25 protein-coding genes are annotated in these 26,914 nt (G+C 66.0%); 9 read left to right on the top strand and 16 right to left on the bottom strand.

The annotated features are described in order from the left end of the window. Positions 1–20 precede the first annotated feature (20 nt). The 3 genes from WKW79_RS00525 to WKW79_RS00515 all read right to left on the bottom strand — a co-directional run bounded on the left by WKW79_RS00525 (position 21) and on the right by WKW79_RS00515 (position 3,768). A complete protein-coding gene (locus WKW79_RS00525) occupies positions 21–1,397 on the bottom strand; it encodes a dicarboxylate/amino acid:cation symporter (protein ID WP_340333143.1) in 1,377 nt (458 codons plus the stop codon). A gap of 199 nt (positions 1,398–1,596) precedes the next feature. Continuing rightward, positions 1,597–2,574: a tripartite tricarboxylate transporter substrate-binding protein gene (locus WKW79_RS00520; protein WP_340333142.1), complete on the bottom strand. Its 978-nt coding sequence runs from the start codon at positions 2,572–2,574 to the stop codon at positions 1,597–1,599. Positions 2,575–2,601: 27 nt separating this feature from the next. Next, entirely contained in the window at positions 2,602–3,768 is a 1,167-nt protein-coding gene (locus WKW79_RS00515) for a mandelate racemase/muconate lactonizing enzyme family protein (protein ID WP_340333141.1), read from the bottom strand. Between the two features lie 104 nt (positions 3,769–3,872). Here WKW79_RS00515 and WKW79_RS00510 point away from each other — a divergent pair, with 104 nt between their 5' ends. Further along, a complete protein-coding gene (locus WKW79_RS00510) occupies positions 3,873–4,769 on the top strand; it encodes a LysR substrate-binding domain-containing protein (RefSeq protein WP_422823802.1) in 897 nt (298 codons plus the stop codon). A 215-nt stretch (positions 4,770–4,984) separates the two neighbouring features. On the opposite strand, the gene WKW79_RS00505 is transcribed toward WKW79_RS00510, so the two are convergent. After that, the gene (locus WKW79_RS00505; protein WP_340333139.1) at positions 4,985–5,905 is read right to left on the bottom strand and encodes a LysR family transcriptional regulator; all 921 of its coding nucleotides are present in this window, start codon (positions 5,903–5,905) and stop codon (positions 4,985–4,987) included. 128 nt (positions 5,906–6,033) lie between these two features. Here WKW79_RS00505 and WKW79_RS00500 point away from each other — a divergent pair, with 128 nt between their 5' ends. The 7 genes from WKW79_RS00500 (at position 6,034) to WKW79_RS00470 (ending at position 12,606) form a co-directional block, all read left to right on the top strand. Then, positions 6,034–6,681, top strand: a complete 648-nt coding sequence (locus WKW79_RS00500) for an FMN-dependent NADH-azoreductase (protein ID WP_340333138.1) — start codon at positions 6,034–6,036, stop codon at positions 6,679–6,681. A 169-nt stretch (positions 6,682–6,850) separates the two neighbouring features. Further along, on the top strand, positions 6,851–7,792 hold the full coding sequence (gene panE / locus WKW79_RS00495; protein ID WP_340333137.1) for a 2-dehydropantoate 2-reductase: 942 nt from the start codon (positions 6,851–6,853) through the stop codon (positions 7,790–7,792). A gap of 169 nt (positions 7,793–7,961) precedes the next feature. Next, positions 7,962–9,305, top strand: coding sequence for an MFS transporter (locus WKW79_RS00490; protein ID WP_340333136.1), 1,344 nt, complete (start codon positions 7,962–7,964; stop codon positions 9,303–9,305). A 95-nt stretch (positions 9,306–9,400) separates the two neighbouring features. Further along, positions 9,401–9,976, top strand: coding sequence for a VOC family protein (locus WKW79_RS00485; protein ID WP_340333135.1), 576 nt, complete (start codon positions 9,401–9,403; stop codon positions 9,974–9,976). Continuing rightward, a complete protein-coding gene (locus WKW79_RS00480) occupies positions 9,973–11,424 on the top strand; it encodes a flavin-containing monooxygenase (RefSeq protein ID WP_340333134.1) in 1,452 nt (483 codons plus the stop codon). Before WKW79_RS00485 ends, WKW79_RS00480 begins: the two co-directional genes overlap by 4 nt. Positions 11,425–11,580: 156 nt before the next feature. Next, positions 11,581–11,880 carry a hypothetical protein gene (locus WKW79_RS00475; RefSeq protein WP_340333133.1) on the top strand — a complete coding sequence of 100 codons (300 nt, stop codon included), beginning with the start codon at positions 11,581–11,583 and terminating at the stop codon, positions 11,878–11,880. A gap of 24 nt (positions 11,881–11,904) precedes the next feature. Then, the gene (locus tag WKW79_RS00470; protein WP_340333132.1) at positions 11,905–12,606 is read left to right on the top strand and encodes an SDR family oxidoreductase; all 702 of its coding nucleotides are present in this window, start codon (positions 11,905–11,907) and stop codon (positions 12,604–12,606) included. 25 nt (positions 12,607–12,631) lie between these two features. On the opposite strand, the gene WKW79_RS00465 is transcribed toward WKW79_RS00470, so the two are convergent. The 12 genes from WKW79_RS00465 to epsC form a co-directional block, all read right to left on the bottom strand. Beyond that, positions 12,632–13,444: a class I SAM-dependent methyltransferase gene (locus WKW79_RS00465; RefSeq protein ID WP_340333131.1), complete on the bottom strand. Its 813-nt coding sequence runs from the start codon at positions 13,442–13,444 to the stop codon at positions 12,632–12,634. Between the two features lie 11 nt (positions 13,445–13,455). Next, positions 13,456–14,634 (bottom strand): patatin-like phospholipase family protein, encoded by a 1,179-nt coding sequence (locus WKW79_RS00460; protein WP_340333130.1) that lies wholly within the window; start codon positions 14,632–14,634, stop codon positions 13,456–13,458. Between the two features lie 113 nt (positions 14,635–14,747). Then, entirely contained in the window at positions 14,748–15,740 is a 993-nt protein-coding gene (locus WKW79_RS00455) for a Bug family tripartite tricarboxylate transporter substrate binding protein (RefSeq protein WP_340333129.1), read from the bottom strand. Positions 15,741–15,771: 31 nt separating this feature from the next. Beyond that, complete coding sequence (locus tag WKW79_RS00450) at positions 15,772–16,761, bottom strand: hydroxymethylglutaryl-CoA lyase (RefSeq protein WP_340333128.1); 990 nt, start codon at positions 16,759–16,761, stop codon at positions 15,772–15,774. Beyond that, positions 16,758–17,978, bottom strand: a complete 1,221-nt coding sequence (locus tag WKW79_RS00445; protein ID WP_340333127.1) for a CaiB/BaiF CoA transferase family protein — start codon at positions 17,976–17,978, stop codon at positions 16,758–16,760. Before WKW79_RS00445 ends, WKW79_RS00450 begins: the two co-directional genes overlap by 4 nt. A 105-nt stretch (positions 17,979–18,083) precedes the next feature. Next, complete coding sequence (locus WKW79_RS00440) at positions 18,084–19,286, bottom strand: CaiB/BaiF CoA transferase family protein (protein ID WP_340333126.1); 1,203 nt, start codon at positions 19,284–19,286, stop codon at positions 18,084–18,086. Positions 19,287–19,313: 27 nt separating this feature from the next. After that, positions 19,314–20,684 carry an MFS transporter gene (locus WKW79_RS00435; protein WP_340333125.1) on the bottom strand — a complete coding sequence of 457 codons (1,371 nt, stop codon included), beginning with the start codon at positions 20,682–20,684 and terminating at the stop codon, positions 19,314–19,316. A 105-nt stretch (positions 20,685–20,789) separates the two neighbouring features. Further along, positions 20,790–21,692, bottom strand: coding sequence for a LysR family transcriptional regulator (locus WKW79_RS00430; protein ID WP_340333124.1), 903 nt, complete (start codon positions 21,690–21,692; stop codon positions 20,790–20,792). A gap of 56 nt (positions 21,693–21,748) precedes the next feature. Continuing rightward, the gene (locus tag WKW79_RS00425; RefSeq protein WP_340333123.1) at positions 21,749–23,575 is read right to left on the bottom strand and encodes an alkyl sulfatase dimerization domain-containing protein; all 1,827 of its coding nucleotides are present in this window, start codon (positions 23,573–23,575) and stop codon (positions 21,749–21,751) included. A 321-nt stretch (positions 23,576–23,896) separates the two neighbouring features. After that, entirely contained in the window at positions 23,897–24,451 is a 555-nt protein-coding gene (locus WKW79_RS00420; RefSeq protein WP_340333122.1) for an NADPH-dependent FMN reductase, read from the bottom strand. Positions 24,452–24,478: 27 nt separating this feature from the next. Further along, positions 24,479–25,033: a DsbA family protein gene (locus WKW79_RS00415; protein WP_340333121.1), complete on the bottom strand. Its 555-nt coding sequence runs from the start codon at positions 25,031–25,033 to the stop codon at positions 24,479–24,481. A 56-nt stretch (positions 25,034–25,089) separates the two neighbouring features. Next, a complete protein-coding gene (gene epsC, locus WKW79_RS00410) occupies positions 25,090–26,028 on the bottom strand; it encodes a serine O-acetyltransferase EpsC (protein WP_340333120.1) in 939 nt (312 codons plus the stop codon). Positions 26,029–26,293: 265 nt separating this feature from the next. On the opposite strand from epsC, the gene WKW79_RS00405 reads away from it, so the two are divergent. After that, the gene (locus WKW79_RS00405) at positions 26,294–26,914 is read left to right on the top strand and encodes a hypothetical protein (protein WP_340333119.1); all 621 of its coding nucleotides are present in this window, start codon (positions 26,294–26,296) and stop codon (positions 26,912–26,914) included.

Here is a 26,914-nt window from a genome sequence, read left to right as displayed (position 1 = left end):
GAATGAGTGGGGGTTGCGGGTCAGGCTGCGTGATGGTCGCCCGTCATGCCGGCGTCGGGCTCCGGCGGGGCCACACGGGCGATCCTGGGTGGCTTGGCGTTCCTGGGCAATGGCGTCTTGTCGCCGGTGACTTCACGCCACCGGGCCTCGTCGAATGCACCCTCCCACTTCGCGACGGCGATCGTTGCCAGCCCATTGCCGACCAGGTTGGTGATGGCGCGCGCCTCATTGAGGAAGCGATCCACGCCGAGCAGCAGTACGAGTCCTGCGACCGGAATCGTGTGCATGCTGCCCAGGGTGGCTGCCAGCGTCACGAAGCCGGCACCAGCTACGCCCGCAGACCCCTTCGATGTCAGCATGAGCACGCCCAGGATGACCAGTTGTTGCATCCAACTGAGCTCGGTGTTGGTGGCCTGCGCCACGAAGATGGCGCCGATCGTCAGGTAGATCGCAGTGCCGTCGGGGTTGAAGGTATAGCCCGCAGGCAGCACCATGCCGACGACCGTCTTCTCGCAGCCGGCGCGTTCCAGCTTGGACATCATCTGGGGCAGCACCGATTCAGTCGATGCCGTGCCGAAGGTGATGAGCAACTCGTCCCGGATGTAGCGCAGGTAGGAGAAGATCGAGATCCGGCAGATTCGCGCCACCGTGCCAAGCACCACGACGATGAACAGCACACAGGTGCCATACACGGCGATGATCAGCTTGCCGTAGGAAGCCAGCGAGCCCACGCCGTACTTGCCGATCGTGAATGCAATCGCGCCAAATGCACCGATAGGTGCCAGCACCATCACCATCTTGACGATGCCGAACAAGCCGTTGAGGAACAGGTCGATCATGTCGATGAAGGGCTTGGCACGTGGCCCCATCTTCGACAGTGCCGCGCCAAGCAGGACGGCAAAGAAGATGATCTGAAGGACGTTGCCGTCCGCAAAGGATCCGACGATCGTCCGCGGGATGACGTTCATGATGAAATCAACGGCCCCGGCATGCTGGGTTTCCGCGGCGCTGGTATAGGCCGAGATGGCCTTGCCGTCGAGCGTCGCGGCATCGACATTCATGCCGACGCCTGGCTTGAGGATGTTCACCACGAGCAGGCCGACCACCAGGGCGATGGTCGAAAGCACTTCAAAGTAGAGAAGCGCCTTGGCCCCCACCTTGCCGACTTCTTTCAGGTCGCCCATGCGGGCAATGCCGACCACGATGGTTCCGAAGATCACCGGGGCCAGCAACATCTTGATGAGCTTGATGAACCCGTCGCCGAGCGGCTTCATGTCGGCGCCCACGGTGGGATAGAAGTGGCCGAGCGCCACGCCAATCAGAATCCCGATGAGGACCTGGATATACAACCGGCGAAGGAGTGGCACTTTCGCGGATTTGGAAGAAGTGGGGGTCATGTTGTCTCCTTGAGTTGGCGCATGCCGTCCACGGCAGGTCCACCGATGCTTAAATATTTCGACCGGAAAGGTATGAAGCGCAGCGCGCGCCTCATGGATGCCGACGGCGCGGTCGTCGGCGCAGGCAAGGTCTGTCCGCCTGCCATGCCGTCTGGATGGAGAGACGCGCGCTCTACCGGCGCGCTGTCTTTTCGTCGCTTCAGTCGGCGTATTCGCCTGCGTCCTTGATCACCTTCGACCAGCGCGTCTTTTCGGCTTCGAGGTATTTCCTGTGGCCGGCAGGGTCGAGACGTTCGTCGGTGACCACGGTCAGGCCAAGCGCCTCTTCCCGCTTGATCAGGTCGGGGTCTTTCAATGCGACACGCAACGCCGCATTGAGCTTGGCCAGTACCGCAGGCGGCGTGCCGCGCGGCGCGTATAAGCCGTGCCAGACTTGGACGTTGAAGTCTTTCAGCCCGGCTTCAGACAAGGTGGGCGCATCCTTGAGCGCGGGCAACGAAAGCCGTTGCAAGCTGGTCACGCCGTAGACCTTTACCTTCTTGCCCTCGATCTGCGGCACCGCATTGGTGGCCTGTTCGCACATCACATCGACCTGCCCGCCGATGAGGTCCGTCATCGCCGGGGCGGTGCCCTTGTACGGCACGGGCGTCATGCTGGTCTTCAGCGCGCTCTGGAACATCAAGCCGCACAGGTGCGACGCTGAACCCAGCCCCGCATTGGCGAGGTTCACCTTGCCGCCATTCGATGCGATCCACTGACGCAACTCGCCGAAGTTCTTGGCTGCCAGCGTCGGCTTGCCGATGAGAACGGAGGGCGCCTCGTTGATGAGCCCCAGCGTCTCGAAGTCATCCGGCACCTTGTAGGCCAGCTTGCGGTACAGCGCCGGTGCCGTCGCCATGCCGATGTGATGCACCAGCAGCGTGTAACCATCCGGCGTGGCCCGTGCCACCTTCGCCGAGCCGATCGTGCCGCCCGCTCCGCCGGCGTTGTCCACGATCACGGTCTGGCCGAGGGGCTTGCGAAGCGCCTCTGCCAAGTCCCTGGCAATCTTGTCGCTCGGGCCGCCGGCCGCGAAAGGCACGACGAGCGTGACCGGCTTGTCGGGGAATTCCGCGCAGGCCATCGTGGTCGCCGCGAGCATGGCGATACCGGCGCCGCAGCGCCAAGGATTGATCATGTTCTTGTCTCCTTGGGTTGCCGGGCGTCAGGCCGACAGCGCCTGCATCTCGCGATACAGATCCGCCTTGCCCTCGAAGCCGATGCCAGGCAGGTCGGGCAGCGTCACATAGCTGTTCTCGACCTTCACGCCATCGGGGAAGCCGCCGAAGGGCTGGAACAGGTCCGGGTACGACTCGTTGCCGCCGAGGCCCAGGCCCGCGGCGATGTTCAGCGACATCTGGTGGCCGCCGTGCGGGATGCAGCGGCTGGCCGACCAGCCGTGTTCCTTGAGCATGTCCAACGTCTTCAGGTACTCGACCAGGCCGTAGCTCAGCGCGCAGTCGAACTGCAGCCAGTCGCGGTCCGGGCGCATGCCACCATAGCGGATCAGGTTGCGCGCGTCCTGCATCGAGAACAGGTCCTCGCCGGTGGCCATCGGGTTCTTGTAGAAGTTGCGCAGGGCCGCCTGCAACTCGAAGTCGAGCGGATCGCCCGGCTCCTCGTACCAGAACAGGTCGTATTGCGAGAGCGCCTTGGCATAGGCGATGGCGGTCTCCAAGTCGAAGCGGCCGTTGGCATCCACGCACAGCTTCTGGCCGTCTTGCAGCACTTCCATGATCGAGTCGATGCGGCGAAGGTCTTCGTCGAGCGAGGCGCCGCCGATCTTCTTCTTCACGACCGTGTAGCCGCGGTCGATGTAGCTGCGCATCTCGTCCTTGAGCTTGTTGTGGTCCTGGCCCGGGTAGTAGTAACCGCCGGCGGCGTAGACGAAGATCTTGCGGTTGGGCGTGCCGTTGCCGTAGCGGTCGGCCAGCAACTGAAACAGCGGCTTGACTTCGATCTTTGCGACTGCGTCCCACACAGCCATGTCGATGGTGCCGATGGCCACCGAGCGCTCGCCGTGGCCGCCGGGCTTCTCGTTGGTGAACATGGTGTTCCAGATCTTGTGCGGATCGAGGTTGCTGCCGCTGTCGTCGATGAGGGACGACGGATCTGCTTCCATGATGCGCGGGATGAAACGCTCGCGCATCAGCTTGCCCTGGCCGTAGCGGCCGTTCGAGTTAAAGCCGTAGCCGACCACCGGCTTGCCGTCGCGGATCACATCGGTGATCACCGCGACCAAGCTCAGCGTCATCTTGCTGAAGTCGATGTAGGCGTTGCGGATGGGCGAGCTGATGGGGATGGTTTTTTCGCGGATTTCGACGATCTTCATGGTTGTCTCCAGGTGGGTTGAAATGGGAGACTGAATGGTCGGCGTTGCCGCATTTTTCGGCCAATGTTCAATTTCTCAACTTCTATGCGCTGGACGAACCGCACATGAATCTGATCTGGCTTGACGACTTCCTGGCGCTGGCGGCTACGGGGAACTTTTCGCGTGCTGCGGAGGATCGTCATAGCTCCCAACCCGCTTTCAGCCGGCGCATTCGCGCGCTGGAGGAGTGGATCGGCGCCGACCTTTTCGACCGCAGCTCCCAGCCCGCCACGCTTACCGAGGTCGGTGAGTGGTTCGCCGGGGTTGCCAAGGAATTGAACGCCAAGGTGGCGCGAGTGCCAGGCGACGCAAAAAAGATCGCGGAGGCCAGTTCGGTCACCTTGCGCATCGCCGCCACGCACGCGCTGTCCTTCACCTTCCTGCCGCGCTGGTTGCGCAGCCTCGAATCGCACACGACGCTCGGCCCAGTGCAATTGAGATCCGATGTGCTGGAACGTTGCGAAGCACTGATGCTGCAGGGCAAGGTGCAGTTCGTGTTGAGCCATGCACACGCTAAGGCGCAGGGTGTGCTGGATGTGGAGCCCTACAGTTCGGCCCGGATCGGCGAGGACGTGCTGATCCCGGTGTCGGCGCTAAAAGAAGGAGGCGGTGCACGCCACCAACTGCAGGCCGGGCGCGGCGCGGTCCCGGTGCTCCAGTACACCGAGGAATCGGGGCTGGGACGCATCGTGCGAGGCGTGCTCGGGCGCAGGCTTGAATCGCTGCAGGTCCAAGTCGTCTTCACCGCGCACCTCGCCTCGGTCCTCAGGACGATGGCGCTCGACGGCAGGGGCATCGCATGGCTGCCGCAGACGCTGGTCGAGGACGACATCGACCAAGGGCGCTTGGTAGCCGCGGCGAGCAACGAGTGGGCCGTTCCGCTGGAAATCAGGCTCTATCGCGACAACGAACTCTTGGGGAAGGCCGCCAACGCCTTCTGGAGTACCGCCGTCGAAGAGTGATTGACCTTGAGTCGTCGCTGGCCTTTGGCCGAGCACGTCCGTTGGGCCGAGTCAGCAGCGGCGACCGCTCCGCCGCGCATTGCGGTCGCTCGGCTTTCAAATGCTGAAGGCAGCAACGGGCCCATTGCAGTCCTGCCGTATCGACAGAAGCTGACGTTCGTCCAAGTCGCTCATCGGCCGTAAACGACGAGGCCGCCTTGTCCTTGCCTACACCTTCACGTCACCACTTGATGCGGCTCCGCGCCATCGAGGTTCTCCGCCAGGAAGTCGATCAACTTTCGTACCGCCGGCACCAGCGCGCGCCGCGCCGGGAACATCGCATGGCAGATGCCCGGCGGCGGGCCCCAGCCCGGCAGCAGCGCGACCAGCTTGCCGCTGCGGATGTCGGGCAGGCACATGTAGTCGGGCAGTACCGACGCGCCGGTGCCGCCGACCACGGCAAACACCAGCGTGGCCAGGTCGTCCGCGACGTAGCGCGGCGAATGGTGATGAACGTAGGTCGCGCCATCCGGCCCTTCGAGGTGCCAGCTCTGGCGGCCGTCGCCGCTCGCCGACATCGCGACCGTGTCGAGGCGCGCGAGGTCCTCGGGCTTCTCGATCGGCCCCTTGCGCCGCACCAGATCCGCGCTGGCCACGAGCACGCCGCGGCTCACGCCGAAGTTCTTGGCCACCAGCGTCGCGCTGTTCTCGATCTGCGGCCGCACACGCAGCGCGATGTCGACGCCCTCCTCGACCGGGTCCACCGGGCGGTTGATCACCATCATCTCCACGCGCACCGCCGGATAGCGGCTCATGAAGACTGGCAGCAAGGGCCCGAGGCTGCTGTGCGCCAGCGTCACCGGGCAGCTGATGCGGATGGTGCCGCGCGGCTCGGTCTGGACCTGGGCCACCGCCTCGCCGGCCGCCTGCGCCGCGTCACGCATGGCGGCGCAGTGGCGCAGGTACAGCTCGCCGGCCGGCGTGAGAGACAGGCTGCGGGTGCTGCGCTGCAGGAGCTGCACGCCGAGCTGCGCCTCCAGTTCCGCCACGCGCCGGGACAGCCGCGACTTGGGAATCCCCAGCGCCCGCCCCGCCGCGGCAAAGCCGCCGCGCTCCGCCACCTCGGCGAAATAGACCATGTCATTGAGGTCTAGCATGTTTATTGTCCTGAATTTGGAACGATGTAAGCCATTTTCAGCTACTTATCAATCAATCGCCACAAATCTAGACTTCTCTCCATGCCGACGCGTTTGCCGGCTCACTTACTGAAAGAGAGCGATAGATCATGAAACTGCTGCACGTTGATTCCAGTGTTCTGGGCACGAATTCCGTTTCCCGTCTGCTGTCGGCCGAGATCGTCGGCGAATGGCGCAAGGCCAACCCGCAAGCCACCGTCGAGTACCTCGACCTGGCCGTGGACACCCCCAACCACTTCAGCGCCGACGCGATCGCCATCAAGACCGGCCCGCAAGCCGCGCCGACCGAAGCCCAGCGCTTCGAGAACGCCGTGTCGGAACGCCTGGTGAGCCAGTTCCTCGCGTCGGACGTGATCGTCATCGGCGCGCCGTTCTACAACTTCAGCATCCCGACGCAACTGAAAGCCTGGATCGACCGCCTCGCGCAGATCGGCCGCACCTTCAAGTACACCGACAAGGGCCCGGTCGGGCTGGCCGGCGGCAAGACCGTGATCGTGGCCTCGAGCCGCGGCGGCGTGTACTCGACCAGCGAAGGCGGCCAGTCGATGGAACACCAGGAGAGCTACCTCAAGGTGATCTTCGGCTTCTTCGGGATCACCGACGTGCGCTTTGTGCGGGCTGAAGGCCTGGGCATGGGCGATGCGGCGAAGAATGCAGCGCTGGCTTCGGCGCGGTCGGACATCCAGATCGCTGTTGGTGCTGCGGCCAACCAGGATCGCGCGGCCATCGCTGCCTGAGCCTTCCAACGCTTCGAGCAAGAAAGCCTGCACGGAAACGTGCAGGCTTTTTTTCGTTGCGCATTGCGCCCTGAGTCCATGACCGGTCATTGTCCGCGCCCGCCTGCGGCCTTCCCGGCAATCGACTAAAACCGAGCTCGGGCAACCAAATGCCCGAGGAGCAAACGAGATGAGATTCTTGGTGGTGGGCGCCGGCGCGCTCGGCGGGTACTTTGGCGGGCGGCTGTTGCAGGCAGGGCAGGACGTGACCTTCCTGCTGCGGCCACGGCGTGCGGCACAGCTCGCAGCCAACGGCCTGTGCATCAAGAGCCCGGCGGGCAATGCGCACCTACCCTCCCCGCCGCATGTGCTGTCGGACGACATCGCGGAGCCCTTCGACGTGGTCATCGTCGCCTGCAAGGCCTACGACCTTGCGCACACCATCGATTCCTTCGCCGCGGCAGTCGGGCCGAACACGGCGGTGCTGCCGCTGCTCAACGGCCTGCAGCACCTGGACGTGCTGTCCGAACGCTTCGGCCGCGAGCGGGTGCTGGGCGGGCTGTGCCTGATCTCTGCAGCGCTGGACGAGGCAGGCAACGTGCTGCACCTCAACGACATGCACGGCCTGACCTTCGGTGAACTCGGCGGCGGGCGCTCGGCACGTGTCGATGCGATCGCGGCGGCCTTTGATCCGGCCAACTTCACCAGCACCGCCAGCGACAACATCATGCAGGCGATGTGGGAAAAATGGGTCTTCATCTCCTCGATGGCCGGCATCACGACCCTGATGCGCTCGAGCATCGGCGACATCGACAGCGCGGGTGCGGCGGACCTGGGTCTGGCCTTGTTCGAGGAATGCCGGGCCATCGCGGCGCACAACGGCTTCGCGCCGAGTGCCGCTGCAGTGGAGCGCGGGCGCGCGATGGTCAGCGCCGCGGGCTCGCCGATCACGGCGTCGATGCTCAAGGACATCGAGCGCGGCGCGCCGACGGAAGCGGACCACATCCTCGGTGACCTGCTGGGCCGGGGCGTTCCGGGCGAAAGCGACCGCTCGATGCTGCGCATTGCTTATGCCCATCTGAAGACCTACGAAGCCCGTCGCTCGCGCGAGGAAGCCGCGCGGCAAGCCTGAAGCACGGGCGCCGCGCGTAGCGCCCGCCAGCGCAGTACACACGGACAGCGCCCCAGGCGCGAGGCACCTCCAGCAGCGACCCGAAGATCGCCGGCCCGACCGACGGCCATGGTGTCCCCCCGAATTAGCCCTCATCCGCGCGCGCGCTGGCACCGCCACAATCCAGCCGATGCCCGCCAACAACAACGACAACTACCAGCCCGCCCGGGCCTGGTTCATCACGGTGCTGCTCGCGCTGTTCATGCTGATCAACTTCATCGACAAGGTCGTCATCGGCCTGGTCGCGGTGCCGATGATGGCCGAGCTGAAGTTGTCGCCCACCGAGTTTGGCTGGATCGCGGGCAGCTTCTTCTGGCTGTTCTCGGCCTCGGGCGTGATCGGCGGCTTCATCGCCAACCGGGTCAGCGCGAAGTGGATGCTGCTGGTGATGGCGGCGACCTGGAGCATCGCGCAACTGCCGATCATCCTGTCCTCGTCGATCGCGATGTTCGTGCTGTCGCGGGTGTTGCTCGGCATCGGCGAAGGGCCGGCCGCGCCGGTCGCCTACCACGCCTGCTACAAGTGGTTCCCGGACAGCAAGCGGGCGTTGCCGGCCTCGGTGGTCAACCAGGGTGCGGCCATCGGCGTGCTGATGGCGGGCGTGCTGATTCCGCTGATCACGGTGCATTGGGGCTGGCGTGCCAACTTCCTGGTGATGGCCATCGCGGGCGGCGTGTGGGTGCTGGTGTGGCTGGTCTTTGGTGCCGAAGGTCGCGTGGTGGACGATGCCACGACCGCTGGCGGCGCAAGTGCCACGACCGGATCGGCCCGCAGGCTGCCCTACCGCGTGCTGCTGAGCGATCCCACCGTCGTGGGCGTGCTGGTCATGAACTTCATGGCGTACTGGGGGCTGGCGCTGACGCTGACCTGGTTCCCGGCCTACCTGCAGAAGGGCTTGGGCTTCGACGGCCTCACGGCCGGGCGGCTGTTCGCGATGCTGACGCTGGTCAACATGGTGTGCAGCCTCGGGCTGTCGTGGTGGTCGCAACGTCTGCTGGCGCGTGGCGTGACGGCACGCAAGGGCCGGGCCGTCCTGTCGAGCGTGGCGCTGATCGTAGGCAGCCTGATGATCGTAGCGGTGGTGCTGTTGCCGATGCCGGTGGTGGCGAAGGTCATCCTGCTCTCCGCGGGCGGCGGCATCACCGGCGTGATGTTCTCGCTGGCGCCGGCGATGGTCGGCGCGGTGTCGCCTGACGCCCAGCGCGGCGCGATGCTGGCGATCCTCAACTCGATCGCATCGGTGGCGGGCGTGCTCTCGCCGGTGATCACCGGCAGCCTGATCCAGAGCAGCAGCGGCGACGTCGCGTCGGGCTATGAACACGGCTTTGCGCTGAGCGGTGCGCTGCTGGCGGTGGGCGGCCTGGTCGGGTTGATGTGGGTGCATCCGCAGAGGTCCGTGGGGCGGCTGGCGCGGGGGTTGCCCCTCACCCCGGCCGTCTCCCCGGAGGGGCGAGGGAGCACAGCCGGCGGCTGACGCCGACATGACAGAACCAGCGATATCCCTCTCGCCATGGCGGCGCGAATTGTGAAACGATGGTTGACCCACAGACCCTCGCCACAGGAGAAAACATGCCGCGCGTCCGTCCGCAGAAGTTCGTCCACGTCGTCTATCGCACGCGCCGCTTCGAGGCCATGCTCGACTGGTATGCCAAGGTCTTCGATGCCCAGGTCCAGCACAAGAACCCGGCGATCGCCTTCCTGACCTACGACGACGAGCATCACCGCTTCGCCTTCATCAACCTCGCGGTGCTGCAACCCGACGGCACGGAGACGAATCGCGCCGGCATCATCGGCGTGGATCACGTGGCCTACACCTACGCCTCGATCGGCGACCTGTTCGAGAACTACCAGCAACTGAAGGCGCAAGGCATCCTGCCCTACTGGTGCATCCACCACGGCGTGACGGTGTCCATGTACTACGGCGACCCGGACGGCAACCAGATGGAGTTCCAGGTCGACTGCTATGCGAACAACGAGGACGCCAATGCCTTCATGGAAGGCCCGCATTTCGCGGCGAACCCGATCGGCGTGGAGTTCGATCCGGAAGAGTGGCTCGCCCGTGCGCGTTCCGGCACGCCATTGACCGCGTTCCTGCCGCGCACCGAGCACATGCCGGTGTCGCCTGTGCGAGGTTCCGCCGCATGAGCGATGAATCCGTCGACGTGCTGATCGTGGGCGCGGGCCTGTCCGGCATCGGCGCCGCCTGGCACCTGCAGAAGCTCTGCCCGGATCGCAGCTACGCCATCGTCGAGGCGCGCAACGCGCTTGGCGGTACCTGGGACCTGTTCCGCTACCCCGGCGTGCGCTCCGATTCCGACATGCACACGCTCGGCTATTCGTTCCGCCCCTGGACCGACCCGAAGGCGATTGCCGAAGGGCCGACCATCCTCAACTACCTGCGCGAGACGGCGAGCGATAGCGGAATCGATCGCAAGATCCGCTTCGGCCACAAGGTGGTGCGAGCCGACTGGTCGTCGCAGGACGCGCAGTGGACGGTGCAGATGTTGCGCGAGAGCGATGGCACCACGGTCAGCATGCGCTGCGGCTTCCTGTTCATGTGCAGCGGCTACTACGACTATGCCGGCGGCTACCAGCCCGAGTTCCCCGGCCTCGATCGCTTCGGCGGCCAGCTGATCCATCCGCAGAAATGGCCCGAGGACCTGGACTATGCCGGCAAGAAGGTCGTCGTGATCGGCAGCGGCGCTACCGCGGTCACGCTGGTGCCGGCGCTGGCCGAGAAGGCCGCGCACGTGACCATGTTGCAGCGCTCGCCGACGTGGATGGTGGCGCGGCCCTCGGTCGACCCGATCAACACCAAACTGCGGGAGCGTTTGCCGCTGCAGACGGCGTTGAAGCTGACACGCTGGAAGAACGTGCTGATGGGCATGTACGTCTTCCGCCTCTGCCGGAAGAGCCCGCAGCGCATGCGGCAACTGTTGCTCGGTGGCGTGCGGCAGGCGCTCGGCCCCAAGGCCGACATCGCCACCCACTTCACGCCGCGCTACAACCCGTGGGAACAGCGCCTCTGCCTGGTGCCTGACGGCGACTTCTTCCAGGCGCTGAACAAGGGCAGCGCAACGGTCGTCACCGACCAGATCGAGTCGTTCACGGAGAGCGGCCTCAAGCTGCAATCGGGCGCCACGCTCGATGCCGACATCATCGTCAGCGCCACGGGGCTGAAGCTCGCGATGCTCGGCAAGGCGGCGATCTTTGTCGACGGCCAGCGTGTGGAGCCGGCGCGCACGGTCAACTACAAGGGCCTCATGTACACCGGCGTGCCGAACCTGGCCAACACCTTCGGCTACACCAATGCCTCCTGGACGTTGAAGGCGGATCTCACAGCCCAGTACGTTTGCCGGCTGCTCAACCACATGCGCAAGTCGGGCGCACGCCAGTGCCTGGTGCCGGAGGTCGGGCCGGATACGCCGTTGCAGCCATGGGTCGACTTCTCGTCAGGCTACTTCCAGCGCGCTGCCGACCAGTTGCCCAGGCAGGGCACGACCAAGCCTTGGAAGCTGAACCAGAACTACCTGAGCGACATGTTCGCGATGCGCTTTGGCAAGGTGGCGGACGGGGTGTTGAAGTTCAGCTGAGCTTCGCCTGTTGCTCGTCCCGTGGGGTTGCCGATTGCGCGGCACAATCGGCCTCTGTTGAATTCCCGCGGAGCCAGGAAGCCCATGATCGATGCCGCGCAGTTGCGCGAACTGAGCGCGCAGCGCGTACAGGCTACGGCACTCGCTTGCACCTGAATGCCCCTGCAACAAGCATCGTGGGAAAGCATCACGGACGATCGCTGGCCCAAGGGTGTTCAAAAGGTCGGCACGCTGCGGCCGCCCGATGTCGACGAGCCCACGTTCGAGGAATTCCATCCCGACGGGACGCGCTATGGATCAGCCTCCGCACCCATTGCGGTCGCCTGGTTTCCAGCCAACCGCAGTGACGTGTATGCGTGCAGCACATGCCGCAGCGTGTTCCTCCGGTACACGGAGTACGGCGGGTACTACATCGATCACCGCGTCCGGCTGGTCGACCCCGCGCTGGTCGTTTGATTTGAATTGTTGAAGGAGAAATCGATGTCGGAGAAAGTGGCCGTGGTGGTGGGAGGCGGAAGCGGCATGGGTGCTGCAGCCGCTCGCAAGCTGGCGGAAAAAGGATTCGCGGTGGCCGTGATGTCCTCTTCAGGCAAGGGCGAAGCGCTGGGCAGGGAACTGGGTGGCATCGGCGTCACCGGATCGAACCAGTCGAACAACGATTTGCGCCGCCTGGTCGACCTGACGCTGGCGCGCTGGGGCCGCATCGACGTGCTCGTGAACGGCGCTGGCCATGGGCCGAAGGGGCCGGTGCTGGAACTGACTGACGAGCAGTGGCACACGGGCATGGACTTCTACCTGCTCAACGTGATCCGTGCGACGCGCCTGGTCACGCCCGTGATGGAAAAGCAGAAGGGCGGCGCCATCATCAACATCTCGTCGGCATGGGTGCTGGAGCCGAGCGCGATGTTTCCGACGTCGGCTGTCTTCCGGGCGGGGCTGGCGGCTTTCACCAAGCTCTTCGCGGACCAGTACGCGGCGAGCAACCTGCGCATGAACAACGTGCTGCCGGGGTGGATCGACAGCCTGCCGCAGAAGGATGAGCGGCGCCAGAGCGTGCCGATGCGGCGCTACGGCACCAGCGAAGAGGTCGCTGCAACTATTGCCTTCCTCGCTTCGGAGGAAGCCGCGTACATCACGGGGCAGAGCATCAGGGTCGATGGCGGCTTGATGCGCTCGCTGTAGGCCTGTCGGCTCAGGCAGAAGCGCCCTACCCAGCCGCCACGATCACATGCGCCTGGATCTTGCCGGCCACCGGGCCTTCGCCGTGTCGGCTTGCGATTTCTTCCGCCGCGCGGTCTGTGGCAAGTTGGAGCAAGCTGGCGTCACGTGCCTCGATTTCATTGCGCAGCGGTGTTCCCTGGCAATAGGCGGTGGCGACGTCGCGTGCCGAGGGGGCGCGACTCACTTCCGCGCGCGTGTCGATCACGATGTCGGTGAATCCTGCGCGGCTCACATCGTCGCGGATCTGGGCAATGTCGTGATAGCCGTGCGGCGTGCGGGCGAGGAAGCGTGGTGGGTCGCTCGGGAACACCGTGGCGACGGCATTGGTGACCTCGTCGGCAAAGGCGTTGTCCTCGATGCGGTCCCAGACACTGAAGACGAGGCGCCCGCCCGGTTTCAGCACGCGGCGCGCCTCGGCATAGCCGGCGATACGGTCCGGAAAGAACATCGCGCCGAACTGGCAGCAAACCACGTCGAAGGAAGCATCCTCGAAAGGCAGGCGGAGTGCGTCCGCTTGCTGCCATTCGATGCGGCCGTCGGGCCCCTGCCGGCTGGCGGCATAGTCGAGCATCGGTTGGTTGAGATCGGTCACCACGTAGCGCGCACCGGCGCTGAGCCGTGGCGCCAGCGCCCGCGTCACCACGCCGCTGCCGGCCGCCGTCTCCAGCACTGCGCCGGGCGAGAAGGCGGCCACCCGCGCCGCCATGTCGTCGGCATAGGCCTGGAAGATCAGCGGGACCATCAGCGTGTCGTAGAACTTCGGGATCGAGCCTCCGAACACCTTGTCGCTGTCAGCCATGGTGAGATCTCCTATATCCGCACGCCGGCATCGAATGCAGCCGGCAGATGTTTGTCCAGCACTTGCCTTTCGGCGACTTCGCGGCCGAGGGCCTGGAGTTCGGGGATGTTCGCCGGTATGTCCATCGCCTGGATGTTGCTCAGGTAGCTCGCATCCACGTCCCGGCCAAGCCCGTCCTTGAACCATGCCGATGTGAAGTAGGCGTTGTAGCGCTGGTAGGTCAGCAGCGGGCTTCCGCCGGGTACTGGATTGGCAAGCCCCATCTCGCGGTCGATGATGCGCGCGGTGCCGGTGGTCGAGAGCCATTGCAGCATGGTCTCCACCAGGTCCGAGCAATCTTCCATCAGGTTGTTGAGCGCCAGCAGTCCCTGGACGGCCGCTACGCCGCCGAGGGCGCCCGAGGTATTCACGGCGGGATTCGCCTTGCCCGTGCCGACGGAGATGAGCAATAGTTTCTCGGCCCCGGCCGGCCAGCCGAAGCGATAGCCCTCCATCGTGGCCACCATCAGGGCCTGGAGCGCCGGATTGTTGTGCGGGCTCACGCCGCCGTCGATGAACTGCCCCACAGTGTCCTTGCGCGCCGGGTCCGCATCGGAATGGATACGGATCTCTTCCGGTGCGAAGTAGGTCGGCGCCGCGGTGCTCGCGCGCACCACCTGCCACAGCGGATATTCGCCATTGGGAATCGTCGTCGCGCGGTCGGGCTTGAAGTAGCGCGCCTTCGGGTTGTTGGTCAGCACCCAGGTGCTGCCGGTGTCCAGGCGCTTGGCCACCACCAGCAGGCCGGTGCGGAAGTCGGTGCAATTGAGGGTGCGCGTGCCGAAGACCTTCTGCAAGGCCGTGGCGACTGCCTTGGCGTCGTACTTGTCGCTCACGTAGCCGATGCGCCAGAAGCTGCGCTTGAAGATCGTGGCGCCGAGATCGAGGTAGTGCTTCTCGATTTCGTCGACCGTCATGCCCAGGGACAGGCCGGCCGCGATGATGGCGCCGGTCGAGGTGCCCGCGATCAGGTCGAAGTAGTCACCGAGTCGCATGTCCTTGTCGTTGAAGCGATCGCGCAGCACCGACTCGATCTTGCGCAGCACCTGCACGGTCATCATGCCGCGCAGGCCGCCGCCATCGAGCGACAGGATTCGCTTGGGCCCGCTGTCGGGGGACAGGTGCTGTTCGAAGCTGCGGTACTGCGTCACGCGGACCTCCGTCCAGGTTCATGCCTCGCACGGTATCCGACGATGGCCGCGCGACCAGGGCGACATCTTGCGCGTGCCCGGTCAGCGGGGCAACCCGCTCGCGGTTTGCGAGGTCAGTCCGCTTCGATCCTGGACGCCTTGACGACCTGCCCCCAACGCACCAGCTCCGCCTTGCTGAAATCCGCGAGCTTTTTGGGGTCCATGTAGTCGGCCGTGGCGCCCTGCTCCGCGGCCTTCTGCTGGAACGCGGGCGTGGCCGTGATCTTCGCGATCTCTCCGCTCAGGCGGTCGACGATGGCCTGGGGCGTCTTGACCGGTGCGAACACGGCGAACCATGAGGTGGCATCGAGCTTGGGCATGCTAGCTTCCGCGGCCGTGGGCACGTTGGGCAGCGAAGGCAGGCGCGACTTGCCGGTGACGGCCAGCGCGCGCAGCTTGCCTGCCTGGATGTGCTGCATAAAGGGCGGTGGCGTGCCGAAGGTCATGTCGACCTGGCCGCCCAGCAGGTCGGTCAGCGCGGGGCCGGTGCCCTTGTACGGCACATGGGTGAGTTGGATGCCCGCCTGCTGTTCCAGCATCGCGCCGGTCACGTGTTGCAGCGAACCATTGCCCGAGGACGCATAGGTCAGCTTGCCCGGATTGGCCTTGGCATAGGCGATCAGCTCGGCCAGGTTCTTCGCCGGAACGCCGTCGCGCACCACGATCACCTGCGGCGCGCTCAGCACGTTGGCGACCGGGCGGAAGTCCTCGGCGGTCCATTGCGGCTTCTGCTGGCTCACATGCGGCGTGATGACGTGGTAGCCGGAGTACTGCATCAGCAGGGTGTAGCCGTTCGGATCGGCGCGCTTCACCGCGAGGGCCGCGATCGCGCCGTTGCCGCCGCCCTTGTTGTCGACGATGACGGATTGGCCGAGTGCCTTGCCCAGCGGGTCGGCGAGCATGCGGGCGGAGATGTCCGTGGTGCCACCGGGGGCGGTCGGGACCACCATCGTGATGGGGCGGCTCGGATATGGCGCGTCTTCCGCGATGGCCAAGGTGGTGGCGGCCAAGCCGCAGGATGCGATGAGGAGCGCGATGGCGCGGCGTACGTGATGGTGGTTGGTCATGGTTGTCTCTCTCGATGATTGTTTGGAAATCTCAGGCGGCACGTGCGACCGCACGTTCGCGGATGGCGGAAAAGTCGGCGGGCAGCGGATGCAGGTCGAGCCGGCGGCCGGCCTTGACGATCTGGCTGGGGATGTCGTGGCCGATGAGCGCGGGCAGGCGCTTCGACGCAGCGATCAGCCGCCCGAGGTCGACGCCGGTGTCGTAGCCCATCAGTGCCAGCGCGTGCACGATCTCCTCGCTGCAGACATTGCCCGTGGCGCCGGGCGCATAGGGGCAACCGCCGATGCCACCGAGCGAGGCGTCGAAGCGGTCCGCACCGGCACTGATCGCCGCCAGCACATTGGCCAGGCCCATGCCGCGGGTGTTGTGGAAGTGGAGCGTGACTTCGGTGTGCGGCCAGCGCGCGCGGAACGCCGCGGTGAGCGCCGCGACCTGCCCCGGGTAGGCCATGCCGGTGGTGTCGCACAGCGTCACGCCGCGTGCACCGAGCCCTTCGACGAACCGCTCGCACCATTCGAGCACGGTGCTCACCGGGACGTCACCCTCCATCGGGCAACCAAAGCAGCAGGAGAGCGAGACGTTGACGGCCCTGCCCGCCTGCCGCGCCAGCGCATTGACTTCCGACAGCGCCGCGAAGGACTGCTCACGCGTCATGCGCAGGTTGGCCAGGTTGTGGCTTTCGCTGGCCGACATCACGAGGTTCAATTCGTCGGCACGGGCATCGATGGCGCGCTCCGCACCACGCACGTTCGGCACCAGCGCGCTGTAGACCACTCCGGGCTTGCGATCGATCTCGCGCAGCACCACCTCCGCATCGCGCAGGGCCGGGATCGCCTTGGGCGACACGAAGGCCGTGACCTCGATCTTGGCCATGCCGGCCTGCGACAGCGCGTTGACCAGCGCGATCTTCTCCTCCGTCGGCACGAAGGCCTCCTCGACTTGCAAGCCGTCGCGCGTGCCGACTTCCTGCATGTAGATGCGCCGGCCGGCGCCGTTCCAGGGCATGTCATTCGTGTTCATGCGACCACCTTCCTGTCGCGCAGTGCGACGATGTCTTGCGTTGAAAAGCCGAGCTCACCGAGCACCGCATCGGTGTCGTCGCCCAGGCGCGGCGCAGATGTCCGGACCGTGCCCGGCGTGCCGAGCAGCTTGGGCACCACGCCGGGCACGTCGATGACATGGCCGTCGCGCGTGGTCTGTTGCAGGATCATGTCGCGCGCCCTGTAGTGCGGGTCCTCGTCGATGTCCTTGGCGGTGTAGACCTTGCCGGCGGGCACCTTGGCCTTGCCGAGGATGTCGAGCACCTCGGCCATGGAGCGGGCATGCGTCCAGGACTCGATGGCAACGTCCAGTTCAGCGACGCGGGCCACGCGGCCGGCATTGCTGGCCAGGCCCTCGTCCTCGCCGAGGTCGTTGCGCCCGATGGTCTGCATCAGCCGCTTGAAGATGCTGTCGCCGTTGCCAGCGATGAGCACGTAGCCATCGGTGCACCGATACGCATTGGAAGGCGCGATGCCCGGCAGCGCGCTGCCGGCCGCCTCGCGCACCGCACCGAAGGCGCTGTATTCGGGCACCAGGCTTTCCATCACGTTGAACACCGCCTCGTGCAGTGCCACGTCGATCACCTGGCCCTGGCCGCCGTTGACCTTGCGGTGGTACAGCGCCGTGAGGATGCCGATGGTGCCGTGCAGCGCGGCCAGCGTGTCGCCGATCGAGATGCCGCAGCGGACCGGCACGCGACCGGGCTCGCCGGTCAAGTGGCGCAGGCCGCCCATGGCCTCGCCGATCGCGCCGAAGCCCGGCAGGTCGCGGTACGGGCCGGTCTGGCCGTAGCCCGAGATGCGCAACATCACCAGGCCGGGGTTGAGCTTCGACAACACGTCGTAGCCCATGCCCCAGCCCTCCAGCGTGCCGGGACGGAAGTTCTCGATCAGAACGTCGGCCTCGGCGATCAGTTGGCGCGCGATCTCCTGGCCTTCGGTGCTGCGCAGGTCCAGCGCGATCGAGCGCTTGTTGCGCGACTGCACCTGCCACCAGACGGAAGTGCCCTCCTGGATCAGGCGCCAGTTGCGCAGCGGATCGCCCGCGCCCGGCGCCTCGATCTTGATCACGTCGGCGCCGAATTCGCCGAGCGTCTTGCCGGCGAAGGGGCCGGCGATCAGCTGGCCCATTTCGATGACGCGCACGCCTTGCAGGGCGCCGCGCGGCGGGGTGCTTGTCTCAGTCGTTGTGTTCATGATTCGATTGTTCAAAAAGGGGGCCTTGCGGGGAATGACACAGTCGCGAGCCGAGCTTTCTCGATCCGCGAAAGCGCGTGCTGGAAAACCCTTGGCGTGGATGGATCAGATGACGCCTTCGCTGCGCAAGGCTTGAAGGCGTTCGGGCGGCAGGCCCAGCAGGCCGCCGAAGACGCTGTCGTTGTGTTCTCCCAATCGCGGGGCAGCGGTTCGCAGGCGCGCGGGCGTTGCGCTCAGCTTGATGTGGGCGCCGGTGAGCTTCGTCTTGCCGGCGGTCGGATGCTCGACATCGACAAACATCTCTCGCGCACCGGCGATGTGCGGGCAGTCCACGAGCCGGTCGACGGTGTTGATCGGCGAGGCTGGCACGCCCGCTGCGAGCATCGCCTCGACGATCTCGTCGATGCCGCGCTCGCGTGTCCAGGCCTCGATCAGCGGCTTGATCTCCGCATGCCGCTGCACGCGCCTGGCGTTGGTGTCGAAGCGCTCGTCATCGGCCAGTGCCGGTTGGTCAATGGCACCGCATACGAGGCGCCAGAGCTTGTCGTTCGCCGCCGCGATGACCACGCTGCCATCGCGCGCCGCAAACGAGTCGTAGGGGTAGCAGGACTCGTAGCGGTTGCCGATGCGCTCGGGCACGCGGCCGTCGGCGAGGTAGATCTGCGTGATGATCTCCAGGCTCGCCACGACCGAGTCAACCAGCGCGACATCGACCTTCTGGCCTTCCCCTGTCCTGTCCCGATGGCGCAGTGCCGCGAGCAGGCCGATCGTGACCGACAGGCCCGCCAGCACGTCGCCCATGGCCGTGCCGGAGCGCGTGGGTTCGCCGCCCGGCCAGCCCGTGGTGCTCATCAGGCCGCCCATGGCCTGGGCGATGATGTCGTAGCCCGGGCGCAGCCGGTAGGGGCCGGTGTCGCCGAAGCCGGAGACAGCCGCGTAGACCAGGCCCGGGTTGATTTCCTTCAGCGTCTCGTAGCCCAAGCCGAGCTTGTCCATGGTGCCGGGGCGGTAGTTCTCCACCACCACGTCCGCCGTCTTGACGAGCTCCAGGAACATCTCGCGGCCCTGGCCCTTGAGGTCGAGCGTCACGCCCTTCTTGCCGCGGTTGAGGTTCATGTAGTAGGCGCTTTCGCCGTTCTGGAAGGGCGCGAAGTGGCGCGTGTCGTCGCCCTTGCCGGGCTGCTCGATCTTGATGACCTCGGCCCCCATGTCGGCCAGCATCATGGTGCAGAAGGGGCCGGCGAGGACGCGGGTGAGGTCGAGGATGCGCAGTCCGTGGAGTGCGCCGTTGGTGTTGGAATCGGTCATGGTGAGGTTCCTTGAATCGGTGGGTGATCAGGGGGCGGCTTCCGTGGCGAAGCCCGTCAACGTCGGCGTGCGCTCTTCCTTGCGGCGCAGCGTGGCGGGGAGTCCATACATCAGGATCGCCGCGCAGACCAGACCCAAGGCGCCGATGACATACAGGGCCGGCGTGGTGCTGCCGGTGATGTCCTTGATGTGGCCGACCATCACCGGGCTGACGATGCCTCCCAGTTGGCCCAGCGTGTTGATCAGCGCGATGCCACCGGCCGCACCCGCACCGGTCACAAGCCGCGGGGGCAAGGCCCAGAAGGCCGGGATGGAGGCGATGACGCCCGCACCCATCACACCCAGCGCCACCACCAGCAGCGTCGTGCTCTTGTCGAAGAAGCCCGCCGCGAAGAAGCCGATGGCCGACAGCGTGATCAGCCCCGCGACGAACTTGCGCCGCTCGCCGGTGACATCCGACAACTTGCCGACCACGAGCATCGCGATGGCGCCGCAGAGATAAGGCACAGCCGTCAGCAGGCCGATGACCGTGGGATTGGTGGTGCCCGAGGTGCGGATCAGGTGCGGCGCCCAGAAGTTCAGGCCATAGGACGCCACCTGGATGAGAAAGTAGACCAGCCCCAGCGTCAGGAAGCCGGGAGTCTTCAGCGCGCCGAGCAGCGAGTGGCTGCCGATGTGCTTGTTCTGGTCGGCGATGCGACTGGACAGCAGCGTTTGCTCTTCCTGGGTCAGCCAGCCTGCGTCCTGGATGCGGTCCTTCAGCACGTTGAACACGAGGAAGCCAAGCACGACACACGGCAAGCCACCGACGAGGAAGAGCCAGTGCCAGCCCGCCATGCCGAGCGCACCGTCCAGATGCGACAGCACCAGTCCCGCAGCAGGTGCACCAACCAAGCCGGCGAACGCAGAAGCCAGGAACAGCGTCGACGTGATGCGACCGCGATAGGCCACCGGAAACCACAGCGTCAGGTAGAACAGCACGCCCGGCGCGAAGCCGGCTTCCATCGCGCCGATCAGGAAGCGCAGCACATAGAACTGCCATTCGCTTTGCACGAACACCATCAGCGCCGTGGCGATGCCCCACGACACCATGATGCGTGCGATCCAGCGCCGCGCGCCGACCTTGTAGAGCATCAGGTTGCTCGGCACTTCGAACAGCACGTAGCCCACGACGAAGAGGCCGGCGCCGAAGCCGTAGGCGGTATCGCTCAGGTGCAGGTCGCTTTGCAGCGCGAACTTGGCAAAGCTGATGTTGATGCGGTCGAAGAAGGCGAAGAGGTAGCACACCATGATCAGCGGCATGATTCGCCACGCGACCTTGCGGACGATGGCGGCTTCGCTGGGTGGTGCTTCAGCGCCGCTGCCGGCGCTGGCGAGGGATTGGATGATGGAACTCATGCATGTCTCCTTGAGGGGTAGCATGAATTCTCAAATTGCAGGCTCGGCTAGGGAACGACAAAGCCGCCACGCCAGCTTTCGCGGAACGCGAAAGCCAGGCCGGGTTTACCCAGGAGAAGGTGTGCAGAGGTGGTCGATCAGCAGGCGCACGTGTCGGGGCACCGCATTGGCATCGCGCACGCCGATCAGCAGGCGGCGCGAAGCCCATGCATCCTGCAGCGCGATCTGCCGCAGGTTCATCGAGCGCAGGTGCGGCTGGATCGCATCGCGCGGCAGTACCGCGACGCCCAGGCCCGCCGCCACCATCTGGCACATCGCATCGAAGCTGCGCACCTGCAGGCGCATCTTCAGGCTGCGGCCCAACGCCTTGGTCTCGGCCTGCAGCCGCTTGGCGAGCGAGGTGCTCTTGGGCAGGCTGACGAAGTCGTAGTCGATGACTTCTTCGAAGCGCACCGTGCGACGGCGCGCCAGCGGATGGCCCTGCGGTACGACGAGCACCAGGCGGTCTTCACGGTAGCTCATCTGGTGCAGCCCGAAGGCCGGCGTGCGGTCCGCGAAGATGCCGACATCGGCACGGCCGTCGAGCACGGCCAGCACGATCTCGCCGCTGTCTTCTTCCTCCATCTCGATGCGGATGCCCGCGTTGGCGCGCACGAAAGACGAGATGTCCGCCGGCAGGAACTGCGTGACCGCGGAGGTGTTGGCCCACAGCCGCACCACGCCGACCAGACCGGTCGCGTAGTCCGAAAGATCCGCGGCCAGTTGATCGACGTCGCTGAGGATGCGTTGCGCATGCACCTGCAGCGCCTGACCGGCCACCGTCAGGGTGATGCCGCGCGAATGGCGCTCCAGCAACGCGGCACCGACGGCGGCCTCCAGGTCGGTGATGCGCTTGCTGGCGGCGCCGACCGCAAGGTGCGCCAGTTCGGCGCCCTTGCTGATGCTGCCGCTGCGCGCGACGAGGCTGAACAGCGAGAGCGAGAACAGGTCCAGGCGATGGAGATTCACGGCGCGGGATGCAGGATGGGGTTGCGCCGATTCTGCGCCCGCGCCGGAACTGCCGTTCAGGGGTACATCGGCAATTGACGGTACTCGTCGAACAGGCTCAACAGGGTCGCAGCATGGTCATTCGCACCCGCGGCCTCGACGAATGCCTTGGCGCTCAGCTCGCCGCGGAAGTAACGCGCGAACATGTCGGCGCTGGTCGTCAGCGTGGCGTCCGCCTTGCGGTAGTGCTGGTCGGGCTGGCTCACGAACTCGGCCACCGAATTGCGGATGTGCAGGGCCGAGCGCTTGCCGGCGACGTCAAAGGCGAGCACGCCTTCCCGGCCCGCTGCCTTGTCGGGATCCAGGCGCGTGCGCAGGTGATTCACCGCACGGGCCGGGTCGGCCACCACCCATTCCGCGTCCTGCACCGCACCGAGCGTGTGGGTGGTCTCGCCTTCCAGGCTGCGCGCGGCGGCGAGGTAGAAATTGCGCGTGATCGCACCGGCGCTGTAGCGGCCCAGGGTGCGGAAGGTGTCGGCCAGCGCCTGGCGGTAGGTCTTGTTGCCGGGGGCCACGTCGGTCAGCATCACGGCCAGGTCCTTGGCCCAGAGATGCTCGCCCTTCGCGACGGCAGCTTTGTAGGCTTCGAAGACCTTGTCCTCGCCGCCAGCGAGTTGGAGCAAGTTGCCGGAAGCGACCGCGCGCGGCAAGGCGTGCAGGTCTTCCGCATGCCCGGAGAACCAGCCATGGGCCTGGCCGGCGAAGGCCTCGGGGAAGGTGTCGCACTGGCCGTAGAGCTCGTTCACATAGGGGTTGTCGCGCAGATGCGCGGGCAGCAGGATGTGATGGCGCAGCTCCTGCATGCGCACGCCCTTGTTGGTGAGGCGGATCGCCTGGTCGTACACGAAGGAGGACGCATCGATCACGGCATTGGTGGTGTCCTTGATCAGGTCCTTGCCGACCAATGCCTTGGCGCCACCGCCCACGTCCAGCACGATCTCGGGTGCAAGGTCGCGGATCTTCTTGATCGCGGCGATCCAGTTCTCCGGTCCGCGATAGCGATCGCCGCGCAGCGTGTAGAGGTTGGGCAGGCAGGGCCAGAGCACGTTGTCGATGACGAGCTTCATGCTCGGAATCCAGAAGGTCAGCGAGTCCTCGGCATCGGTGATGCAGTGGAAGGCCTGGATCTCGAGGCCGTCGACCGTGATGGTCTCGCCGTCGGCCAGCGTGCGCGTCGTCGGCAGCCAGGCGCTCTTCTTGCCCAGTTCCAGCGAGGCCGCGCCCACCTTGGCGTCGGGGCCTGTGCTCGGCATGTCGGTGCCGAAGTGGATGCGCGCGCGGCCGTCGAGGGCCGGCATCATCTCGGGGATGGTGGGGTTGCCGAGGAAGCCCGACTCCTGCACCGTCCGGTCGGAATCGGGGTGCGCAATGATCATCGCCTTGTCGCCGTCGAGCAGCGTCTCGGCGCCCTTGGCGTAATGCGCATGGTCGTAGAACATGGCAATGATCGGCTTGGTGCTGACGTCGCGGCGGATGATGTCGCGGAACATCTTGCCGTCGTCGGCGTTCTCTCCGGTGGAGACCACGATCAGGCCGTTGGGCCGTTCGATGACGACCGGGCCGTAGAAGAAGCCGTGGATCATCCAGACCTTGTCGGCAACCGGCTGGGCATGCGGTGCCTTGCTTGCATCGATGCGCACGAAGGGCAAGGCCTTGGCCCACTCGCTGAAGTTGATGATCGTGCCGTTCGGCAAGGTCATTGGCTTGAAGTCCGGGTTCTGGTTGTACCAGCGCCAGGCGTGGGTGTACTCAGGCGTCGCTGCGCTGCCTTGCGGCGCTCGCGCTGGGGACTGGGTGGAATGGCCGGTGGCCGGCGCGGTGGCGCTTGCGAGTGCGGGGGTCAAATCTTGTCTCCTGTGGATTCATCTTTCCTGGAGAAGCAAGTTTGCTGGTGCAGGGCGTCACCTGCGCATGCGGCCGGTGCGAGAGTGTCATGCTTTGGACAGATTTGGATTGCGCGCGACCGCGACCAAAGTACCGTGGGACGAGCCATGCAAGTTCGGGGGCACCCGCGGAACCGCTTCCGCCGGGCCGCTGGGTGCGCCCCCTTGAAGGGGCTGAGGGCCGCGGCTCCAAGCCTGCCTGCGCAGGCTTGGACGGCCCGCAAGAGCAGCCGCCTCTGGCGGCCGCCCGAGCGCCGCAGGCGCTTCGGGGGTGAGCCTATTTCAGGCGTTGTGGGTCTTAATCCAGGCGACGTACTTGTCCATCCAGCCCTGGAGGAACTTCTTCGTGCTCTCGATGCCGATGTGGCCCTTGTCGTCGAACAGGCCGTCCTTGGCCTGCACGAAGGCTTCGGGCTGGCCCATGGTGGGCACGTCGAGATACGCCAGCACGTTGCGCAAATGCTGCTGCGCCATGGCAGTGCCGATGGCGCCTACCGAAATGCCGACGACGCCGGCAGGCTTGCCAGCCCAGGCGCTTTGGCCATAGGGGCGCGAGGCGTTGTCGATGGCGTTCTTCATCACGCCGGGGATCGATCGGTTGTATTCCGGCGTGACGAACAGCAGCCCCTGGCAAGACGCGATCTCTGTCTTGAAGCGCTTGACCGACTCGGCCTGGTTGCCGTCCTGGTCCTGGTTGTAGAGCGGCAGGTCGTCGATGCGCAGGTGCTCGAACACGAAGCCCTCGGGCGCGAGGGCTGCCAGCGCGAGGGCGAGCTTGCGATTGAACGAATCCTTGCGCAGGCTGCCGATGACAACGCCGATCTTGAAAGTGCTCATGAGTTCTCCGGTGGATGGATGAAGGGGTTACTGTGAGGAGTCTGACAATGCCTTGTCGATCACCTTGTGCAGGTGATCGAGCCCGAAGGACACATCGCAGAACGCGCCGTTGACATAGAAGGTCGGCGTCGAGCGCACGCCCAGGCGGCGACCGCTCTCGATCTGCTCCCGCACGCGCTGCAGGTACACGTGGTCGCTCATCTCGTTGGCGAAGCGTGGCATGTCGAGCCCGGCCTGCTGCGCGTACTGCCGCACATGCTTCTCGTCGAGTTGGAGTTGGTGCGCGAACAGCAGGTCATGGAACTGCCAGAACTTGTGCTGCGCGCTCGCAGCCTCCGCGGCCTCCGCCGCGAACTCCGCATGCGGATGCACCTCGCGCAGCGGAAAGTGGCGGAACACGAAGCGCAGGTCGTTGCCGAAATGGGCCAGCACGATCTTCAGCGCGGACTGGGCCTGGCGGCACGAAGGGCATTCGAAATCACCGTACTCGACCACCGTGACGCGGGCCGCGGCGGGGCCGCGCGCATGGTCGGTGGCCGAATCGACGGCCAGCAGGCTGGCGGGGTTGAACGCAGTGGTCATGGAACGTCTCCGGACAGGAAAGCCATCGGGAACCGCGCAGTATGTGCGAGTTCGCGCTACTTCGCTGGCGCCACGCCGGGCACGGCCGTCGGGTCGCGTGCCAGCTCGCGGGCGAGGGCCTGCGTGACGCTGCAACCCGGCGGCACATCCTGCGTGACCCACACATTGCCGCCCACGGTGGCGCCCTTGCCGATGGTCACGCGGCCGAGGATGGTGGCGCCGGCGTAGATCACCACGTCGTCCTCCAGCACCGGATGGCGCGGCAGGCCTTTCTTGAGGTGGCCGTCGGCGTCGGTCGGGAAGCGCTTGGCGCCGAGCGTCACGTTCTGGTAGAGCCGCACGCGCTCGCCGAGGATGGCCGTCTCGCCGATGACCACGCCGGTGCCGTGGTCGATGAAGAAGCCCGCGCCGATCTGCGCGCCGGGGTGGATGTCGATGCCGGTCTGCGCATGGGCCCGCTCTGCCACGATGCGCGCGAGCAGCGTGAGGTCGAGCCTGTAGAGCTGGTGCGCGAGGCGGTGGTGGATCATCGCCAGCACGCCGGGGTAGCACAGCAGCACCTCGTCGACGCTGCGCGCGGCCGGGTCGCCGTGGAAGGCGGCCATCACGTCCGTGTCGAGCATCCTGCGGATGCCCGGCAAGGCGGCGGCGAATTCGCGCACGCGCTGCTGAGCGTCGGCGCCTAGACCGGCCAGTTCCGCAGGCGTGTGGCGGCGCGCGTGGCGCAACTCCAGCGTGGCTTGGGTGTGCAGGTGGTGCAGCGCGTTGTCGAGCGTATGCGCCACGTAGAAATCCTCGCTCTCCTGGCGCAGGTCGGTCGGGCCGAGCCGCATCGGGAACAGCGCGCCGATGAGCGACTCCACCACCTCCTCCACCACCTGGCGCGACGGCAGCTCGCGCTCGCCGCCAGTCTGGTTGCGCTGCTGCGACTCGCGCCATTCGCGCCGCGCGCCCTGGAGCGCTGCGACGACTTCATCGACCTGGAAAGCTGACATGTCATTTCTCCGCGCATTCGGTTTGCGCATTCGGGAATCTGCAAAAACGTGCGCATCCTCGCACCGTTTGCCGGGACGTGCCTTGCGCGCGATTTAGGCCGCGAGTGTCACATCGGCAAGCCGGCCAAAAGTGGTACGGCCATCGCGGCGATTGTTGTGCAGCGAGCGCACACGTACGCTTTGCCCGCAACCGGGGCGGCAACCGCCTTGGCGGCCGCGAGCCATCGTTCTCGCGCAAGAAGACCTGGCTGGAGGAGGAGTCCACATGACGGATGCTGTCGCGCCCGAGTACGCCCGCTTCATCGCCGACGAACGTCGTGCCAAGCGGGTCGAGGCCGTGGCCCGGCCGATGGCCGAGGGCGAGGTCTTCAAGCCAGTCACCCTCGAAGGCAAGCAGGCCACCACCTTCCTCCAGGTCGCCGCCCGACGCGCGAGCGGGTTGTTCCGTCCCAGCAAACATGACGAAGTGGTCTGGGTCCAGGGCGACAGCGAACTGGCCGTGAGCCTCACGAAGATGGACGTGCAGCTTCTCGATGGCCTGATCCGCGTGACCCTGCCGGTGCGCTGCGACCAGACAGGCGATGCGGTCATCGAGGTGGTCTTTGCCGTGGGCTCTGCCAGGGAGCCCTCGGGCCTGTATGCCTCCACCTACCGGCGCCCCAACGGGCCGGCGGTGATCGTCGACACCTGGGGCGAGGCGCTGGTGGCCTTTGCCTGGCAATGCGTGCTGGGGATGGTGAGCGGCATCGCGGGCGCAGTGGGCAAGGACACGCGCGGCAACGTGCTGGTACCGGCAGAACTCATCGCGGCCAATGGGGCGATGCGGATCGTGCCGATGGCGCGTCATCGTTTTGCCGGCTCCAGCGGGCTGAAGGTGAAAGCATGA

The sequence above is a fragment of the Variovorax robiniae genome (assembly GCF_037889955.1).
GTDB lineage: Bacteria > Pseudomonadota > Gammaproteobacteria > Burkholderiales > Burkholderiaceae_C > Variovorax > Variovorax robiniae.
Note: the sequence above shows the minus strand (reverse complement) of the source record. Positions and strands in the feature narration are given on the sequence as shown.